Genomic DNA, 20238 nt, shown 5'->3' with positions numbered 1-20238 from the left:
TAATTGTTTATAAACGAATGTTAATAATCAAGTTATGATATATGAAAACATTAAATGAATATATTTTTAAAATGAAAAATTATTTTTTATACCTAATTCTAAGTTTGTTATTGCTATCTAATATTGCATGTAAAAACAGTAAGGAAACTATAGAGCAATTTGAAAATAACACAATTTCTAAAACCAATATTTCAATAAGTACAGCAGCAAATAGTTGGGTTGTAAATAATCCAAAAGCCACAGATAGAATAGTAAGCAAAGAAGGTATAAAAAACTGGACAGATGCTAACAATAAAATTAGAAGCTATTTTTATACAACTGCTACAGGAAAAATTGAAATTAGTATAAATGGAAAGTTTTCTGCGGATACAAAACTTAAAATTACTGTAGGGAATACTACTAAAAATATTGATTTTAAGGAAACAGAAAATATTACAAAACACGCTCTTGGATCGTTTGAGATTGACACATTAGGGTATAATTATATTGAGTTTGAAGGAGTTTCAAAGAAAGGAACAACCTTTGGAGAAATAGCAGAAATTATGTTAGATGATTCTTGGAGTTCGAAAATAAGTTATGTAAAACCAGATTGGTCCTATTGGGGACGAAGAGGTCCTTCGGTACATTTAAATTACGAAGAACCTGCAAATAAAAATATTACATGGTTTTATAATGAGTTAACTGTTCCGGAAGGAAATGACCCAGTTGGCTCATATTTTATGGCAAACGGATTCTCTTCTGGATATTTCGGAATGCAAGTTAACTCTGAAAAAGAGAGACGCATTTTATTTTCGGTTTGGAGTGCTTACGATACTCAAGATCCAAATCAAATCCCTAGAGAATATAGTGTGTTGCCTCTTGGAAATGGAGAGGGGGTACACGTGGGTGAGTTTGGAAATGAAGGTTCTGGTGCACAAAGTTATTTTGTGTATGATTGGAAACCAAATATAACCTATAAATTTTTGCTAAAAGGAGAATCAAAAGCAGATAATTCTATAGATTATACGGCATATTTTTATGCTCCTGAAATTGGTGATTGGAAGTTAATAGCTAGTTTTAGAAGACCATTTCCAACAGGGAAACATTTAACACGATTACATTCGTTTTTAGAAAATTTTGCAACTTCAGCTGGAGCGGTTAGTAGAAAAGTTAATTATTCAAATCAGTGGATATATGATACTGATAATAATTGGATTGAAATGACTTCAGCCATTTTTACAACTGATAATACTGGAGCAAGTGGTGTTCGTTTTGACTACGACGGTGGTGTTAAAGAAAATAGTTTTTATCTAAGGAATTGTGGTTTTTTTAGTGATAGTGAAACTCCTAAAACTAAGTTCTTTAGGACTTCTAAAGGAATACCGCCTAAAATAGATTTTTTGGAATTAGAAACTCCTTCTTTACCAAATAAAACAGCTCAACGTTATTAATGTAAGCGCTTAATTCATAGTGGGTTGTATAATTTCATATAAATGAAATTTGTATTTAAGTTAGTTAGCTTTAGAGGCCTTTATAATTATTTTATATATTTTATAAGGGCTTCTTTGTGTTTGTTTTTTATTATTTCGAGATTGAAAAAAAACAATTAATCAACTAGGAATAATAACTTTTTCACCTTTTTTAATCAGACTCTTTTTTTAGAACTTACATTAGATAACCATCAACATTTTCGGAAGTAACTATATCTAAAGGTAATAATAGTTGGGATGGAATTTCTTTATCAAATAAAAAATATTCTGCTAAATAGCTTAAACCCATGTAAACTTGTTGTTTTGGTTTTTGATGAATTAAGAAATCAATTTCTCCCTGTTTTAAATAATCAATATTTTTTTTCACTAAATCATAACCAACTATTGCAATATCTGATGCTCTTTCTTTTAAGGCTTCAACAACAACATACGACTTTGAGATAGTTACAAAAATACCATTTATGTTTGGGTTTTTGTCTAAAAAAGAAAGAAGTGAATTGTTAAAACTCTCTGATTTTTTATAATTTAAATGAATAGTAGTTATGTCATAATCTAAAGTATTTAAAGAGTTAAAATAGCTCCTAAATCCTTTCTCTTTTTCTTGTAAGTGCGTTGCGTTTTGGTAGTCTTCATCAATATGTACAATTCCAATAGTTCCTTTTTTTAGTACCATATCCATAAGTTTTGCAGCAACTCTTCCACTTTGATATAAATCTTGTCCAATAAAATTATTAGAATAATTTGAATCAATATAATTATTGAAAACAGATACTTTAATGTTGTTAATATTACATTTTGTAACAATCTCCTTAGCTTCTTTTTGGAATAATGGTACCATTAAAATAGCATCAGGTTTGGTGGTAATAACATTTAAAGAAGTTTCTAAAAAGGAACTTGTTTCTGATGCGTCAAAAACAAACTTATTAATTTCAATACCAAAGTGTTGAAACTCATTTTCAACTTCTTTTATGGCACCCGAACAAGGTTCCCAATAAGAATCTTTCTGAGCGTCGGGTAAAATAACAGCCAGTTTATAAATTTTATTAATTTTTAAATTCTTGGCAATTGGATTTGGTTTATATTCAATTTCATTAAGAATTTTAGTAACCTTTTCTAACGCGATTTCAGAAACTTTTCCACGCTTATGTAAAACTCTATCAACAGTTCCTTTTGAAACACCTGCGAGTTGAGCAATATCTTTAATCGTATATTTTTTCATCTTACAAATATAGAAAACTTTATTATATGAAATTAAAAATGTGCTCGATAACATAAATTACGTGTGTTCGAGCACATTTAATTGTTTTTTCTTTGATATCTCAAAATTCATTTATAAATTAGCACAATATTTTAATAAAATCGGATTAAATTAATTTAATTGTTAAAAAACATAACACATTGAAAAATAGCAATATAAAGCCAACTTTGGTGGTCTTAGCCGCGGGGATGGGAAGCCGTTATGGAGGGCTAAAACAATTAGACACGTTTACTTCAGAAGGAGCAACAATAATTGATTTTTCAATTTACGATGCCTTGCAAGCTGGTTTTGGTAAATTTGTGTTTATAATAAGAAAAAGTTTTGAAAAAGAATTTAAAGCTGTTTTTGATGAAAAATTAGAAGGGAAAGCTGAAGTTGCCTACGTTTTTCAAGAAATTGAAGATGTTCCTGAAAAATTTCAAAACCCAGAAAGAACCAAACCTTGGGGAACAGGGCATGCTCTTTTAATGGTTAAAGATGTTGTAAAGGAGAATTTTGCAATTATAAATGCCGACGATTTTTATGGAAAGGAAGCCTTTGAAATAATGGCTGAAGAGTTATCTAAAATAGATCCAAATTCGTATCGTTTTAATATGATGGGATATTTGTTGAAAAATACTGTTTCGGAACATGGTTTTGTTTCAAGAGGTGAATGCCAGGTTAATAAAGAAGGATTTTTAACAGATGTAACTGAAAGAGTTCACATAGAAAAAGTGAACGGACACCTTATTAGAAAAGATGAAAATGGTGTTTTTGTTCCTATAGATGGAGAAACTATAGTTTCAATGAATTTTTGGGGATTTACTCCAAAATGTTTCGAATTTGGAACACTACTTTTTGAAGATTTCCTAGAAGAAAATAAAGGAAACTTAAAGGCAGAATTTTTTATCCCATTAATTGTAAATGAAATTTTAAAATCTGGAAAAGCAACCGTTGAAGTCTTAAAATCAGATGCAAAATGGTTTGGAGTTACCTATAAAGAAGATAAAGAAATAGTTCAAAAAGAAATTGAACATTTACAAAAAATAAATAGCTACCCATCTAAACTTTGGTAACATGAAAGAACAACAATTATTAGAATCATTTAATAAATTTAATCATAATTCAGAATTTTTATCCTATTCAGAATTAGCATCTGGTCATATTAATGATACCTATCTAGTTAAAGGAACTGATGGAACTAATTATGTTCTTCAGAGAATTAATCACGGAGTTTTTAAAGATGTTCCTGGTCTTATTTCAAACAAAGTAAATGTTAGTAAGCATTTGCAAAGTAAGTTCTCACACTTACCAAAAAACGAAATATTTAGAAAAGTATTGTCATTTATAGAATCCACTAACGGAAACTTTTATTATATAGATATTGAAGGGAATTATTGGAACTTAATGGTATTTATTGATAATAGTATTACATTTGAAACTGTTAGCAATAAAGAAGTTGCTTATGAAGGAGGAAAATTAATTGGAGATTTCTTAAATTTAACAAGTGATTTTGATGCGAAGAAATTAATTGAGGTAATTCCAAAGTTTCACGACATGTCTTTCCGTTTTTCTCAATTTGAAGATGCTCTAAAAGTAGCTTCAGAAGAAAGACTTGAACAAGCAAAAAAGTATATAGACCTTGTTTGGAGTTTAAAAGACGAGATGCATATAATTCAACGTTTAAAAGAATCTGGTGAGATAAAATTAAGAGTTACACATAACGATACTAAAATATCAAATGTGTTATTTGATACCAATAATAAAGGGCTTTGTGTAATTGACACCGATACTGTTATGCCGGGAGTTGTACATTATGATTTTGGAGATGCTATTAGAACTATTTGTAATTCGGCTGCTGAAGATGAAACAGATTTAAATAAAGTAAATTTCAATTTAGAATATTACAATGCTTATACTAAAGGATTTTTAGAAAAAGTAGAATCGGCTCTTTCTCCAATAGAATTGAAATATTTACCACTTGGAGCAAAAACAATGATTTTTATAATGGCGCTTCGGTTTTTAACAGACTTTTTAAATGGAGATACTTATTATAAAACTAAATATCCAGAGCATAATTTAGATAGAGCAAAAAATCAATTTAAACTGATAGAAAGCATGTCCGAAAAAATGAATGTTTTATAAAATATAATTAAAAATATAAAAATTAACTAATATGACACAAGCAAGCAAGAACAGTACCCTAGTCCCAATAATTATTATTGCTGGACTATTTTTTATTTTCGGATTTGTTACATGGATTAATGGAGCCTTAATTCCATTTATGAAAACTATTAACGAATTAACCGATGCTCAATCTTATTTTGTAGCCTCAGCCTCCTACATTTCATTTGTTGTTATGGCTTTACCAGCGTCTTATATTTTAAATAAAATTGGATATAGAAAAGGAATGTCTTTAGGATTATTCATTATGGCAATTGGAGCATTGGTATTTATTCCAGCTGCTGAAGCAAGAACCTATTGGGTGTTTTTAACAGGTATTTTTATTCAAGGAGTAGGAATGACAATTTTACAAACAGCTTCAAATCCGTATATTACCATTTTAGGGCCTATTGAAAGCGGTGCAAAACGAATTGCAATAATGGGAATTGCTAATAAAACAGCAGGAGCTCTAGGATCTTTAATATTTGGGGCCATATTATTATCTGGAATTGATGAAGTAAAAGATAAATTAGGTTCAGTTTCAGTTGAAGAAAAAGGACAATTATTAGATACCATGGCAGACAGTGTTTTTATGCCTTATTTAGTTATGGCAATAGTATTATTTGTGCTAGGTATTTTAATTAGAAAAGCACCACTACCACATGTAGAAGCTTCGCCAATTGAAGATGAAAAAGAAGGAGAAGTAACAAAAACAAGCATATTTCAATTCCCTCACCTTTGGTTAGGAGTACTTACGTTGTTTGTTTATGTTGGTGCAGAAGTAATAGCAGGAGATACTATTATTGCTTATGGAATTTCACTTGGATTTACAGGAGAAGAAGCTAAATTCTTTACAACTTATACCCTAATGGCAATGGTTGCAACCTATGCGTTAGGTGTATTTTTAATACCAAAATATGTAAAACAAGGAACAGCCTTAAAAATTAGTGCTACTTTAGGTATAATATTTAGTGTTTGTATCTTAATGACTACAGGTTTTACTTCTGTTTTATTTGTAGCGGCATTAGGAATTGCAAATGCATTAGTTTGGCCAGCAGTTTGGCCTTTAACATTAGAAGGTTTAGGGAAATTCACCAAAACAGCATCGGCTTTATTAATTATGGCAATTTCTGGAGGGGCAATTATACCTCCATTATATGGTAGATTGGTAGATGCTGGTAAACATGAATTAGTTGCGAATGGAATAAATGAGGCAGAAGCACTGGCAACTTCAGCAACAAGTAGTTATTGGATATTAATCCCTTGCTATGCCATAATATTGTATTTTGCCTTATCTGGGCATAAATTAGGAATGAAAAAAAATCAAAATAAATAATAAAGAAATGTTAAAAAGTAATATTGATACGTCGACAGATTTTGAAAAGAGATTTGAAAATATTGAAACCAAAATTTTTAATAATTCTACAGTTGCATCAAAAGCAGTTGCCCTTGAGATTGCAGATTTAATTAGAGTTAAACAAGCTCAAAAACAACCTTGTATTTTAGGTTTAGCAACAGGTTCTTCACCAAAAGGTTTGTATGCTGAATTGGTAAGATTGCATAAAGAAGAAGGATTGAGTTTTAAAAATGTAATCACTTTTAATTTAGATGAATACTACCCAATGGAGCCAGACTCTATAAATAGTTATGTTCGTTTTATGAAAGAACAACTATTTAATCATGTAGATATTCTTCCTGAAAATTACAATATACCAGATGGTACTTTGTCAAAAGATGAAATAGCTGAATATTGTGCTGGTTATGAGGCTAAAATAGAAGCGTATGGAGGTCTTGATTTACAAATTTTAGGAATTGGAGGAAATGGTCATATCGGTTTTAATGAATCAGGATCTTTACAAAATTCCAAAACACGTTTAGTAGCACTTGATCATATAACAAGAGTTGCTGCAAGTAACGATTTCTTAGGTTTAAGCAATACTCCTAGAACAGCAATTACATTGGGTGTTAAAAAGATTATGGAGGCAAAACGAGTAATTTTATTTGCTTGGGGTGAAGGTAAATCAAATATAATTAGAGAAGCTGTAGAAGGGCAAGTAACAAACCGTGTACCAGCTTCATTTTTACAAGAACATAACAATGCAACCTTTATTTTAGATAAAGAAGCTTCTTCAAAATTAACGAGGGTAAATACGCCTTGGTTGGTTGAAAAGATTGTTTGGACAGATAAAATTATACGTAAAGCGGTATTGGCATTGGCTCAAAAAGTTTCAAAACCAATATTAATGTTAACCGATACAGATTATATTGAAAATGGGTTGAGTGATTTATTGGCCGATTTAGGTCCAGCTTATGATATCAATATTAAAATATTTAACGATCTGCAAAATACGATTACTGGTTGGCCAGGTGGAAAACCAAATTCTGATGATGCTAAAAGACCAGAGAGAGCAGAGCCAGCTAGCAAAAGAGTATTAATTTTTAGTCCACACCCCGATGATGATATTATTAGTATGGGGGGAACTTTTATTAGATTACAACAACAAGGGCACGAAGTGCATGTTGCTTATCAAACCTCAGGGAATATTGCAGTAACCGATAGTGAAGCGTTAAGATATGCAAGTTTTGTCTGTGATTATAACGATAAGTTTGAAATTAAAAGTTTAGATGCCGAAAATATTTATAAAAAAGCTGTTAAATTTTTGAAAAATAAAAAAAATAGCGAAATAGATATTCCTGAGGTTAGATATATAAAAGGTCTTATTAGAAAAGGAGAAGCAAGAGCAACTGCACATTATGTTGGTTTGCCAGATAGTCAAATTCATTTTATGGAATTGCCTTTTTATGAAACCGGAACAATTGAGAAAAATCCATTGGGTGAAGTAGATATTAATTTAACCATGGATCTTATTGAAAAAATAAAACCTCATCAAATTTATGCTGCTGGAGATTTAGCAGATCCACACGGAACTCATAAGGTTTGTTTAGATGCAATATTTGCAGCTGTAAAAAATCTGAAACCTAAGAAGTTTATGAAAGATTGTTGGGTTTGGTTATATAGAGGTGCATGGCAAGAATGGGGAATTGATGAAATTGAAATGGCTGTGCCTATGAGCCCAGATCAGGTTTTAGAAAAAAGACATGGTATTTTTAAACACCAATCTCAAAAAGATGGTGTTGTATTTCAAGGGGTAGATGCAAGAGAGTTTTGGCAACGTGCAGAAGATAGAAACAAAGAAACAGCCGATTTATATGATGAACTAGGTATGGCAAGATATGCTGCCATGGAAGCATTCGTTCGTTGGAGATACTAAATAAAAATTAAATTAAAATGGCATTAATAAAATCAATTTCAGGAATTCGAGGTACTATTGGTGGTGAGGTAAATAATAATTTAACTCCAATAGATGCTGTGAAATTTGCTGCCGCTTATGGAATGTGGCTTAAAAATAATTTAGAAAAAAACAGGCTAAAAGTAGTAGTAGGAAGAGATGCCAGAATTTCTGGTAAAATGGTAAGTAGCTTGGTTTGTAATACCTTGGTTGGATTGGGAATTGATGTTGTTGATGTTGGTTTATCAACTACACCAACCGTTGAAATTGCTGTGCCTTTAGAAAATGCAGATGGTGGAATTATAATTACTGCTAGTCATAATCCAAAGCAATGGAATGCCCTTAAATTACTAAATGAAAAAGGTGAATTTTTAAATGCAGCAGAAGGGGAAAAAGTATTAAATATTGCTGAAAATGATGCGTATTTATTTGCTGAAGTTGATGATCTAGGTCGTTATAAAAAAAATCAACAGTATATTGAAAAACATATTGCTGAAGTTTTAAACTTACCTTTAGTTGCTATTGAAGCTATTAAAAATGCAAATTTTAAAGTAGTTGTAGATGCAGTAAATTCAACAGGAGGAATCGCTATTCCAGCCTTGTTAAAAGAACTTGGTGTTGAATGTATAGAATTGTATTGCACACCAAACGGACAATTTCCGCACAATCCTGAACCTCTAAAAGAGCATTTAACGGCTATTTCAGAATTGGTTGTTAAAGAAAAAGCCGATTTAGGAATTGTGGTAGATCCAGATGTTGATAGGTTGGCGTTGGTTTGCGAAGACGGCTCTATGTTTGGTGAAGAATATACCTTGGTTGCTTGTGCAGATTATGTGTTAGGAAAAACAAAGGGAAATACAGTTTCTAATTTATCTTCATCAAGAGCCTTGAGAGATATTACCGAGAAACATGGTGGTAATTACCAAGCAAGTGCAGTAGGAGAAGTAAATGTTGTTGAATTAATGAAAGCTTCAAAAGCGGTAATTGGAGGTGAAGGAAACGGTGGAATTATTTATCCAGAATCACATTATGGAAGAGATTCTTTAGTTGGTGTTGCATTGTTTTTATCGCATTTGGCAAGTTTAAAAATATCTTGTAAAGCGTTAAGAGCGTCCTATCCAAGCTACTTTATGAGTAAAAATAAAATAGAATTAACTCCTGAAATAAATGTGGATGCTATTTTAGAACAAATGGCTTCAAAATATAAGAATGAAGATATTAGCACTATAGATGGTGTGAAAATAAATTTTGCTTCGGAATGGGTACATTTGAGAAAATCTAATACAGAACCAATTATTAGAATTTATACTGAAAGTACCTCGCAACAAGGAGCTGATAATTTAGCAATTCGTATTATTAAAGAGATTAAAGAAATAATTTAACGGTTTGTTTTAATTTAAAACTAAATGTCATTTCTGCGAAAGCAACAATCCAAACCCAAGTATCAAAATAGATACCTGACTACGCAGTTTTAACAATATAAGATAAAATATGATATTAAGTTATTTAAGTTAAATATGAAAAATATACTAATTGTTTTAGGTTCCCCTAACTCTCCAACTGGAGAATTAGGGGATCTTTCTTTAGAACGTTTAAATTGTTGTAAACAAAATTTTAAGAAAGGAGATTTAATACTTTGTACTGGAGGCTGGGGAAAACATTTTAATATCTCAAAGTATTCGCACGCCTCTTTGGCAAAAACATATTTAATAAAAAAAGGAATTCCAGAAGATGTGTTTTTACAATTTGCATTGTCTCAAAATACTGTTGATGATGCTGTAAAAGTGAAAGAGATTTTAAAAACGGTAGAAAACTGTAATTTAACAATAATTACCTCAGATTTTCATTTAGAAAGAGTGTCATTAATTTTTAATGAAATACTTAAAGATTATAAAAAACAATTTATTGCCGCAAAAAGCACAATGGATATCGATAGTTATAATCAACTAGTTGTTCACGAAAAAAAAGCAATACAATCTATAGTTAAAAATGGGTTGTATTATTGAATTAAGCTTTTAACGTTTCCAATACTCACCTTTTAAATAAATCTTTTCAATTTGATGATTTCCGAAAGAATACGGAATAAAGCTATATGAATTAATAGGCTTTGTAAGTATTAAATTAGCCTGTTTCCCGATAGTAATTGAACCGACTTTTTTTTCCAATCCCATAGCGTAAGCACCATTAATTGTAGCTGCATTTATAGCTTCTTCAGGAGTCATTTTCATTTTAATACAGGCTGTTGAAACTACAAAATTCATATTTCCAGAAGGAGTTGATCCTGGGTTGTAATCTGTTGCTAAAGCTAATGGTAATCCAGCGTCTAGCATTTTTCGGGCAGGCGTATATGGAATACTTAAAAAATAAGAACAACTTGGCAAAGCTACAGGCATTGTATTAGTGTTTTTCAAGGCTTCGATATCTTCATTTCGCATTACTTCTAAATGATCAACGGATAACGCATTAAAATTTACACCAGCTTGTACACCTCCAATAGCATTAAATTGGTTGACATGAATTTTAGGAATAAGTCCATATTTTTTTCCTGCTTTTAAAATGGACTCAGTATCTGCAACTGTAAAATATCCTGTTTCACAGAAAATATCTATATAATCAGCTAACTTTTCTTTGGCAATTACTGGAAGTATTTCATCAACCAATAGTTGTAAATAAGCTTGTTTATTGTTTTTATATTTTGAAGGAAGTGCATGTGCTCCTAAAAAAGTAGCTTTTATGGGTATTGAATAGTTTTCTTTTAAGCGTTTTATTATACGCAACATTTTTAATTCGGCTTCAACTGTTAAACCGTAACCCGATTTAATCTCAATTGCACCGGTACCTAATTGTATTACTTCTTCTAAGCGAATTTTGCTCTGTTGGTATAAATCTTCTTCTGAAGTTTCCTGTAATTTTTTTGCTGAATTTAAAATTCCACCACCATTAGTTGCAATTTCTTCATAAGACAGTCCATTAATTCTATCTACAAATTCACCTTCACGATTTCCTGCATATACAATATGTGTATGCGAATCGCACCAAGATGGTAACATCATTTTTCCTGTAGTATCAATAATTTCATCAACTAAAATAGTTGGACATTTCTCCATTTTTCCAAAATCAGCAATAATACCGTTTTCAACCAATAAAAAAGCATTTTTAATAGTTGGTAATAATTTCATTTCAGCTCCTGCTAAAAATGAAACAGGTTGCTCTCTAACTTGAATTAGTTCTTTTATGTTTTTAAATAAAGTGCGCATTAAAAAAGGTTTTTTAAAATAGAATCTTCAACAATATTAGGTAAAGTTACTTTTAAATCTGGTCTTCGTTCCATTTCACGTTTAATAGCAAACAAAGCTTCATCATTTCTGGCCCAACTTCTGCGTGCAATTCCGTTATTTACATCATAAAACAACATGCTTTTTAATCGTCTATCCGCTTCTTTGGTTCCATCTAATAACATTCCGAAACCGCCATTTATTACTTCGCCCCAACCAACACCGCCACCATTGTGAATAGAAACCCAAGTGGCACCTCTAAAACTGTCTCCAATTACATTATGAATTGCCATATCAGCGGTAAATTTGCTTCCATCATAAATATTACTGGTTTCTCTGTAGGGAGAATCTGTCCCGCTAACATCGTGGTGATCACGGCCTAAAACTACAGCACCAATTTCGCCACTAGCAATAGCTTTGTTAAAAGCTTCAGCAATTTTAACTCTTCCTTCTGCATCAGCATATAAAATACGTGCTTGTGAACCAACTACTAATTTATTTGCCTTTGCATTTTTAATCCACGTAATATTGTCTTGCATTTGCAACTGAATTTCTTTTGGAGAATTTTCCATAATTTCAGTTAATATTTTCATTGCAATTGCATCCGTTTTATCTAAATCTTCACTTTTTCCTGATGTACATACCCATCTAAAGGGGCCAAAACCATAGTCAAAACACATAGGACCTAAAATATCTTGTACATAAGAAGGATATTTAAAATCGATGTTATTTTCTGCAAAAATAGCTGCACCTGCTCGCGAGGCTTCCAATAAAAAAGCATTTCCATAATCGAAAAAGTAAGTGCCTTTTGCCGCGTGATTGTTGATAGAATTAGTCTGACGAACCAATGATTCCTGAACTTTGTTCTTAAATGCTTCAGGATTATTTCTTATTAAATCGTTACTTTCTTCAAAAGTTAAACCAACTGGATAATAACCACCTGACCAAGGATTGTGCAATGAAGTTTGGTCTGAACCTACATGGATATAAATATTTTCAGTATCAAAACACTCCCAAACATCCACAATATTTCCTATAAAGGCTATTGAAACAATTTCATTATTTTTTTGTGCTTGCTTTACACGAATTACCAATTCATCTAAATTATCAATCAACACATCTATCCAACCTTGTTCGTGTCTTTTTGTAGCTGCTTTTGCATTTACTTCGGCACAAACAGTAATACAACCAGCAATATTTCCTGCTTTTGGTTGTGCGCCACTCATACCACCTAATCCAGAAGTTAAAAATATTTTTCCAGCTGGGTTTTCAGTTGAGTTTAATATTTTTCTGAAAGCATTCATTACAGTAATTGTTGTTCCGTGAACAATTCCTTGCGGACCAATATACATAAAAGAACCTGCTGTCATTTGACCATATTGTGTAACTCCTAACGCATTAAATTTCTCCCAATCATCTTGTTTAGAGTAATTTGGAACCATCATTCCGTTTGTTACAACTACTCTTGGAGCTTCTTTAGAAGAAGGGAACAATCCCATTGGATGTCCTGAATATAAGTGCAATGTTTGTTCATCAGTCATTCTAGCTAAATATTGCATTGTAACTAAATATTGTGCCCAATTTTGAAAAACAGCCCCATTTCCACCATAAGTTATCAGTTCATCTGGATGTTGAGCAACTGCAGGATTTAAATTATTTTGAATCATTAACATAATTCCTGCTGCTTGCTGAGATTTTGCAGGATATGCTTCAATAGGTCGTGCAAACAACTCGTAATTTGGTTTAAAACGGTGCATATAAATACGACCAAATGTTTTTAATTCTTTAGCAAATTCAATAGCTAATTCGGAATGCCATTTTTCAGGAAAATAACGTAATGCATTTCTTATGGCTAATTGTTTTTCTTCAACCGAAAGTATATCTTTTCGTTTTGGTGCTGGATTGCCATTTATTGGATATGCTTTTTTTACAGGTAATTCCGAGGGGATTCCTTGTAAAATTTGTTTTTGAAAATTGGTATATGTGGAACTAATCATAATAATATCTTAATATGTTTCAAATTCTGCATCAAACTCGCTATATGAATTACTTTTTTCTGAAGTAATAGCCAATAATTTGTTAGATTTTAGAATTTTAATTGCTTTTTCAATGTCTAAAGCAAAAATTCTATCTTCAGTAGTATGTTCAATTGTTGAACGAATTACTTGATGAACTTTATTTAATATTTTACTGGAATGTAACGGCTTTCTAAAGTCAAATGCTTGTGCTGCGCACAACATCTCAATAGCTAATATTTTTTCTAAATTATTAAGAACCCGCAATGTTTTTCTTCCAGAAATTGAACCCATACTCACGTGGTCTTCTTGACCCAATGAAGTTGGAATACTATCAGCACTTGCCGGAAAACATAAACCTTTATTTTCACTAACTAACGCAGCTGTGGTGTATTGCAGAATCATAAAACCAGAATTTAAGCCAGTATCATTTAATAATAAACGTGGTGTTCCTTCGTATTTTCCTTCCAAAGATAAATATGTTCTTCTATCGGAAATACTCCCTAATTCCGCAGATGCCAAACAAGCATAATCCAAAGGCATTGCTAAAGGCTGGCCGTGAAAACTGCCACCGCTAATTATTAAATCTTCAGAAATTATAACAGGATTATCAGTTACTGAATTCATTTCGGTTTCAACAACTTCTTTTAAATGTAACCAAGCATTTCTGGAACTTCCGTGTACTTGTGGAATACAACGCATTGAATATGGGTCTTGAACTTTTCCACAATTTGTATGAGAATTTCCTATTTCAGAATCCTTTAAAAAAGTCCGCATTCTTGCAGCTACATGAATATTTCCTTTATAAGGTCTTGTTTGGTGTAATTCTTTATAAAATGGAGTTTGAGAACCCATTAAACCTTCAATCATTAAACTTCCAATTAAATCGGCATGTGATAAACATTTATACATTTTATCAACTACCATAACTGCGTGCGCCAAAATGAACTGCGTACCATTTATCAACGCTAAACCTGCTTTTGGATGTAATTCGATCGGCTCTAAATTAAATTTTTCCAAAACTACAGATGTTTCAACTAATTCATTGTTATAATATACTTTACCCTCACCAATTAATGGCAAAAATAAATGCGATAATGGACATAAATCACCAGAAGCACCAACAGAACCTTGTTCCGGAACCATTGGAATTATGTCATTTTTTATATGCCATAAAATTCGGTTTAAAACTTCCATTGAAATCCCTGAAAATCCTTGGGATAATGATTGAACTTTTAAAATAAGCATCAATTTTGCTAAATCTTGATCTATTGGATTTCCCACTCCTACAGAATGGCTTAGTAATATTTTACGTTGTAGTTCGCTAGTTTTATCTTTTGAAATTCTAGTATCGCATAAAGGTCCAAAACCTGTATTAATACCGTAAACAGCTTTGTCGTTTTTGGCCGTTTTTAATACAATTTCATGACAAGCCTGTATTTTATTCACAGCTTCACTCGTAATTTGGCCTTCAAGTTCACCATTTAATATTTGTAAAACTTTACCAACTGAAAGTGTATCTATTCCATATTTAAACATCCTATGTCCTTGTTTTTAACAAATTTACTATTATATTTGATGCTTAACAATACTAATATTGTTTATTAATGATAACCAAAGGTAATCAAATAGAATTTCGTCATCTCAACTATTTTATAGCAGTTGCAGAGGAATTACATTTTAGAAAAGCCGCAGAACGCTTATTTATTTCGCAACCAGGACTGAGCAGACAGATTAAACAAATGGAAGTGGAGTTGGGAGTTACGCTTTTCGACAGAAATAATAGAAATGTTGTGCTTACCAAAGCTGGAGCATATCTTTATAAAGAATTAAATGTTTCGCTAAAAGAATTAGAAATTATTTTAAATAATACCAAACGTTTAAATGATGGGATTGATGGTAATTTAAACTTTGGTTATGTGGGCTCGGCAATGCAAAATATTATTCCTGAATTATTAATTGAAATACGCGCTAATTACCCAAACATTCATTTTAGTTTAAAAGAAATGGACAACCAGAAACAGGTGGAAAATTTACAAGTTCAAGAAATTGATTTGGGTTTTGTTCGTTTAGAACGTGTGCCAAATGATTTAGAAATAATTCCAATATTGGAAGATACTTTTTCGTTAGTTTTACCCAATAATCATTGGTTGAATGAATCTAATTTTAAAAATATTTCTCAATTAAGAAACGAACCATTTATAATGTTTGATGCTTCTTATAGCCCTAATTATTATCAAAAAATAATGCAGATTTTTGATTATTATAATTTTTCACCTATTATTTCACACAAAACAGTGCATTCAACTTCCATTTATAAATTAGTTGAGCATAACTTTGGTATTTCTATAGTTCCAACCGCATTACAAACTGGTTATACTAAAAATGTAAAATTTATTGAGTTGAAAAATATACCTCAGCGCACAATTTTATCTGCAATTTGGAGCAAGAAAAACAGGAATCCTATTTTGCCGAAAATATTAGAAAATATTACTAAACATCATAATATTTTAAAATAAAAGAGAGCATTAATTTATAAATTGAATATTAATGTAGCTGGGTTTCCATTTAAACATTTTGTACTTTTGTAAATACATAATTACTACTTACTTCAAATTATTATGGCTCCAAACAAAAGATATCTAATCATTATTCTATTTACTTTTGGGATATTGCTTATTCCACTATTAGCTATGCAATTTACTATTGAAGTCAACTGGGGTTTATTAGATTTTATAGTTGCTGGAATATTTTTGCTAGGAACAGGATTTGTTGTTGATTTTGTTATTAGAAAAGTATCGAAATTAAATTATAAAATTGCGATTATAACAGCGCTACTGACCTTACTTTTTCTTTTTTGGGCAGAACTTGCAGTTGGCATCTTTGGAACACCGTTTACGGGTAATTAAAAACAGCTTTCTATCAGATAATCATAGTGTTTTCATCTAAAAAAGTCGTACATTTATTAGCGTTTTTCAAAAAAGGAAAAACTGTTTTTTTTCAATAAAATAATGATTTTAAAATGAGAGATTTAGAGATATTAATGAACCCAAATAAACTGGTTAAGCATCTTAAAAAGCCAGCAAATGAATTTACAAAATACGACATAATAAAATTTATTGATGACCATCATATAGAAATGTTGAATTTTAGATATGTTGGAGAAGATGGAAAATTAAAAACCTTGAATTTTGTAATTACAAGTAAAGACTATTTAGAATCGATTTTATCAACTGGAGAACGTGTAGATGGTTCAAGTTTATTCTCATACATTCACGCCGGTTTTAGTGATTTATATGTGATTCCTAGATTTAGAACTGCATTTGTCAATCCATTTACCGAGCATCCAACTCTAGATATTTTATGTTCTTTCTACACAAAAGATGGGTATCCTTTAGAAAGTGCTCCGGAATATATTTTAAAGAAAGCTTCAGCAAAATTTACTAAAGACACTGGTTACAACTTTAAGGCAATGGGTGAGTTGGAGTATTATTTGATTAGCGAAAAGAGTGATTTATATCCTTCTGAAGATCAAAAAGGATATCATGAAGCTTCACCTTTTACAAATTGGGAAAATTTAAGAACTGAAGCTTTATTAATTATTGCACAATGTGGAGGGAAAATTAAATATGGGCATTCTGAAGTAGGAAATTTCAGCACAGATACTCATATGTACGAGCAAAATGAAATTGAATTTATTCCTGTTGATCCAGAAGAAGCGGTTGAACAACTCATTATTTCTAAATGGATACTTCGTATGCTTGGAAAAAAACACAATGTTGTTATTAGTTTTGCTCCAAAAATTACAGTGGGAAAAGCAGGAAGTGGTCTTCATATTCATATGATGCTTGAAAAAGACGACAAAAATTATATTGCTGATGATGTTGGTTTAACAGATATTGCTAAAAAACTTATTGCTGGAGTTTTAACGCACGCACAATCGCTAACTGCATTTGGGAACACTATTCCTACTTCATATTTAAGATTGGTGCCACACCAAGAAGCACCAACAATGGTATGTTGGGGAGATAGTAACCGATCTGTACTTGTGAGAGTTCCTCTTGGTTGGATTGCAAAAACAAATATGATTAAAGATGCAAATCCACAAGAAAGAGGAAGTGTACCATATATACCAGGAAAGCAAACGGTTGAACTTAGATCGCCTGATGGTTCTGCAGATTTATATCATTTAATGGCAGGCGTTATTTTAGCTGCAAGAGATGGAATTTTAGATGAAGACGCTTTAGATAAAGCAAACAAATTGTATGTAAACTTCAATATTTTTGATGAAAAATATGAAGATATATTTAATGCCTTAAAAAAGTTGCCTAACTCTTGTTATGAATCCGCAGAATGTTTAGAAAAGGATCGTAAATTCTATCAAAAAGATGGCGTTTTCCCAGAAGGAACAATTGATGGTTTTTTGAAACGATTAAAATGTTTTGACGATAAGAATATGAACGAACGATTATTTAATAATCATGTTGAAATTAAAAAATTAGTAGATGATTACATCCATCATATGTAACATATTTAAAATTGCTTAATATTGCACCAACAAATGGAGTTTTATTAATATTTTTTCAATTTGAACTATGTCTAACAAACCATTTCAATTTAAACAATTTACAATTCAACAAGATAAAACAGCTATGAAAGTTGGAACAGATGGTGTTTTGTTAGGAGCTTGGGTGTCATTAGGATCAAATCCTTTTAGTATTCTAGATATTGGTGCTGGAACTGGTTTAATAGCTTTAATGTTGGCACAAAAAAGTAGTGCCGAATTAATTGATGCTGTAGAATTAAATAACGAAGCTTACGAGCAAACAGTCGCTAATTTTGAAGAGAGTGACTGGGGAGACAGACTATTTTGTTACCATGCATCCCTACAAGAATTTGCAGAGGAAATAGAAGATACATACGATCTAATAGTATCCAATCCACCGTTTTATACATCAACCTACAAAAATCTTGAAGAAAATAGGGCTATGGCTAGGCATACAGAAACGTTAACATATAGAGATTTGTTGCAAGGAGTTTCTAAACTGTTATCAGAAAATGGTAGTTGCGCTTTTATTATTCCTTATACAGAGGCCTCTAATTTTATTGAAATTGCAGCTGAATTTAGGTTATTTCCAAATAGAATTACAAATGTGAAAGGAATTGAAACTTCAGAAATAAAACGCAGTTTGTTACAATTTTCTTTTAAAGAAAATAAAATTGAAGAAACTATGTTAATTATTGAAATTGAACGTCACAATTATACAACTGCATATAAAAATTTAGTAAAAGATTTTTATCTAAAAATGTAGTCTACATTGCTGCTGCGTTTTACTATAAAAACGAATATTTAATAGACCTAATAATTTTTTTAACCAATTATACTTTCAGGATTGTATCCTAAATAAGGAACATTTTTATGTTTAAATATAATTCCGTTTTCTTCAAGTTCTTTTAAAATGGGTTCGTAAATAGATTTTTTAACTGGAATAATTACGCCTGTAGCTTTTATTTGCTGATTTAGTATTTTTAAAGCGGCGATTCCAACAGGTAAACCAACTGTTTTTGCCATTGCTGTATAGGTTTGATTGTCTCCAATACAAACCATACTACTTTCAATTTGTTGTTTTTTTCCATTAAGCTCGTACCCGAAAAGATGTTGCATTACAATCATATCTTTATCGTTCTCTTTCAATGTCCAACTGTCTTTTAATATTTTTTCAAGAATTTGAGCCGGAGTTGCATTTTTTAGACCTACTTTTTTTGTGCTATCAAAAATATTAAGTTCTAATAATTTTTCCCAAATAATATCATCTTGATCAATTTTTAAGTAATGCCTTAGTTTTAATTCAATAGAATCATAAGGGTTATATGCCAAAAAAGAATTTGTAAAGTCTCTGTAACTCATGGTTTCAGAATCTTCAATAGTATAACTATCGTCTGTCATTCCTAATTGCACAAAAATATTCCAAGCTTTAGAAAATCCAACACGCCTAATAGTTCCTCTATATAAAGTTAATATGTTGTCTAAACCATATGCACTTCTATATTTTAAAGAATCTCTGTTTGCATATGCTTCAAACTTGCCAAAACCATCTATAGTTAGTATCTCTGTGCGTCTAAATAATTTATGGTAGGGAATGTATTTGTATTTGCCTTCTTGAATAAACTTTGAAGCTCCTCCTTGGCCTGCTAATACAACATTTCGAGGATTCCAAGTGAATTTGTAGTTCCATAAATTATCATCGCTCTCAGGAGCTACTAGGCCACCGCAAAAGGATTCAAACAATAACATTTTCCCACCTTTTTCAGAAATACTATCAATAATTTGCATTGCGCTCATGTGATCAACACCAGGATCTAAACCAATTTCATTTAAAAAAATTAGTCCTTTGGCTTTTACGTCTGTATCTAGTGCTTGCATTTCTTTAGAAACATAAGAGGCAGTTACCATACTTTTACCATATTCTACGCAATCTTTTGCAATATTAATATGTAAATGTGCGGGTAACATAGAAATAACAATGCTAGCATTTTTTATTGCTTTTCTTCGCTCTATGTCGTTTAAAATATCTAATGTTATGGCAGTACCATTTTTATGTTGTTGAATTTTGTTTTTAGCTTGTTCCAAAGAAACATCTGCTACAATTATATGTAGATTTTCAGAAACTGATTTATTTAATAAATATGTTATTAAAGATGATGAAGATTTTCCTGCACCAATTACTAATATGTTTCGCATTGTATTTTTTTTAATATGAATTCATCATAACTTTTGGTTTAAAATTA

16 protein-coding genes are annotated in these 20238 nt (G+C 31.1%); 11 read left to right on the top strand and 5 right to left on the bottom strand.

What is annotated here, in order from left to right:
- Positions 1-71: 71 nt before the first annotated feature.
- Positions 72-1430, top strand: coding sequence for a DUF3472 domain-containing protein (locus IEW75_RS07610; RefSeq protein WP_158283802.1), 1359 nt, complete (start codon positions 72-74; stop codon positions 1428-1430).
- Between the two features lie 214 nt (positions 1431-1644).
- Here the strand turns inward: IEW75_RS07610 and IEW75_RS07605 are convergent, their stop codons facing one another.
- Entirely contained in the window at positions 1645-2688 is a 1044-nt protein-coding gene (locus IEW75_RS07605) for a substrate-binding domain-containing protein (protein ID WP_134248703.1), read from the bottom strand.
- 179 nt (positions 2689-2867) lie between these two features.
- Here IEW75_RS07605 and IEW75_RS07600 point away from each other — a divergent pair, with 179 nt between their 5' ends.
- The 6 genes from IEW75_RS07600 (at position 2868) to IEW75_RS07575 (ending at position 10165) form a co-directional block, all read left to right on the top strand.
- On the top strand, positions 2868-3782 hold the full coding sequence (locus IEW75_RS07600; protein ID WP_204744220.1) for a sugar phosphate nucleotidyltransferase: 915 nt from the start codon (positions 2868-2870) through the stop codon (positions 3780-3782).
- Between the two features lies 1 nt (position 3783).
- Positions 3784-4851: a phosphotransferase enzyme family protein gene (locus tag IEW75_RS07595; RefSeq protein ID WP_134248704.1), complete on the top strand. Its 1068-nt coding sequence runs from the start codon at positions 3784-3786 to the stop codon at positions 4849-4851.
- Between the two features lie 31 nt (positions 4852-4882).
- Positions 4883-6205, top strand: coding sequence for a sugar MFS transporter (locus IEW75_RS07590; RefSeq protein ID WP_134248705.1), 1323 nt, complete (start codon positions 4883-4885; stop codon positions 6203-6205).
- A 7-nt stretch (positions 6206-6212) separates the two neighbouring features.
- Entirely contained in the window at positions 6213-8141 is a 1929-nt protein-coding gene (nagB, locus tag IEW75_RS07585; protein ID WP_134248706.1) for a glucosamine-6-phosphate deaminase, read from the top strand.
- Between the two features lie 17 nt (positions 8142-8158).
- Positions 8159-9541, top strand: a complete 1383-nt coding sequence (glmM, locus tag IEW75_RS07580; RefSeq protein WP_134248707.1) for a phosphoglucosamine mutase — start codon at positions 8159-8161, stop codon at positions 9539-9541.
- Between the two features lie 135 nt (positions 9542-9676).
- Positions 9677-10165: a YdcF family protein gene (locus tag IEW75_RS07575; protein WP_134248708.1), complete on the top strand. Its 489-nt coding sequence runs from the start codon at positions 9677-9679 to the stop codon at positions 10163-10165.
- Between the two features lie 9 nt (positions 10166-10174).
- On the opposite strand, the gene hutI is transcribed toward IEW75_RS07575, so the two are convergent.
- From hutI to hutH, 3 genes are read right to left on the bottom strand one after another with little or no spacing between them, the layout of a single operon-like run.
- Positions 10175-11416, bottom strand: coding sequence for an imidazolonepropionase (gene hutI / locus IEW75_RS07570; protein ID WP_134248709.1), 1242 nt, complete (start codon positions 11414-11416; stop codon positions 10175-10177).
- Positions 11416-13431, bottom strand: a complete 2016-nt coding sequence (hutU, locus tag IEW75_RS07565) for a urocanate hydratase (RefSeq protein WP_134248710.1) — start codon at positions 13429-13431, stop codon at positions 11416-11418. The genes hutI and hutU overlap by 1 nt, the downstream gene beginning before the upstream one ends.
- Positions 13432-13440: 9 nt before the next feature.
- Positions 13441-14988, bottom strand: a complete 1548-nt coding sequence (gene hutH, locus IEW75_RS07560; RefSeq protein WP_134248711.1) for a histidine ammonia-lyase — start codon at positions 14986-14988, stop codon at positions 13441-13443.
- Between the two features lie 68 nt (positions 14989-15056).
- Between hutH and IEW75_RS07555 the strand changes: the two genes are divergently transcribed.
- The 4 genes from IEW75_RS07555 (at position 15057) to IEW75_RS07540 (ending at position 18761) form a co-directional block, all read left to right on the top strand.
- Positions 15057-15968: a LysR family transcriptional regulator gene (locus IEW75_RS07555; RefSeq protein ID WP_134248712.1), complete on the top strand. Its 912-nt coding sequence runs from the start codon at positions 15057-15059 to the stop codon at positions 15966-15968.
- A gap of 102 nt (positions 15969-16070) precedes the next feature.
- Complete coding sequence (locus tag IEW75_RS07550; protein WP_134248713.1) at positions 16071-16358, top strand: hypothetical protein; 288 nt, start codon at positions 16071-16073, stop codon at positions 16356-16358.
- Between the two features lie 113 nt (positions 16359-16471).
- Positions 16472-17977, top strand: a complete 1506-nt coding sequence (locus IEW75_RS07545; RefSeq protein ID WP_134248714.1) for a glutamine synthetase family protein — start codon at positions 16472-16474, stop codon at positions 17975-17977.
- Between the two features lie 67 nt (positions 17978-18044).
- Positions 18045-18761, top strand: a complete 717-nt coding sequence (locus IEW75_RS07540; RefSeq protein ID WP_134248715.1) for a tRNA1(Val) (adenine(37)-N6)-methyltransferase — start codon at positions 18045-18047, stop codon at positions 18759-18761.
- Positions 18762-18820: 59 nt separating this feature from the next.
- On the opposite strand, the gene IEW75_RS07535 is transcribed toward IEW75_RS07540, so the two are convergent.
- Complete coding sequence (locus IEW75_RS07535; protein WP_134248716.1) at positions 18821-20191, bottom strand: saccharopine dehydrogenase family protein; 1371 nt, start codon at positions 20189-20191, stop codon at positions 18821-18823.
- Positions 20192-20238 lie beyond the last annotated feature (47 nt).

This window comes from Lutibacter litoralis (genome assembly GCF_014646675.1).
Taxonomy (GTDB): Bacteria; Bacteroidota; Bacteroidia; order Flavobacteriales; family Flavobacteriaceae; genus Lutibacter; species Lutibacter litoralis.
The sequence above is the reverse complement of the archived record's forward strand: the minus strand, read 5'-3'. Positions and strand labels throughout refer to the sequence as shown.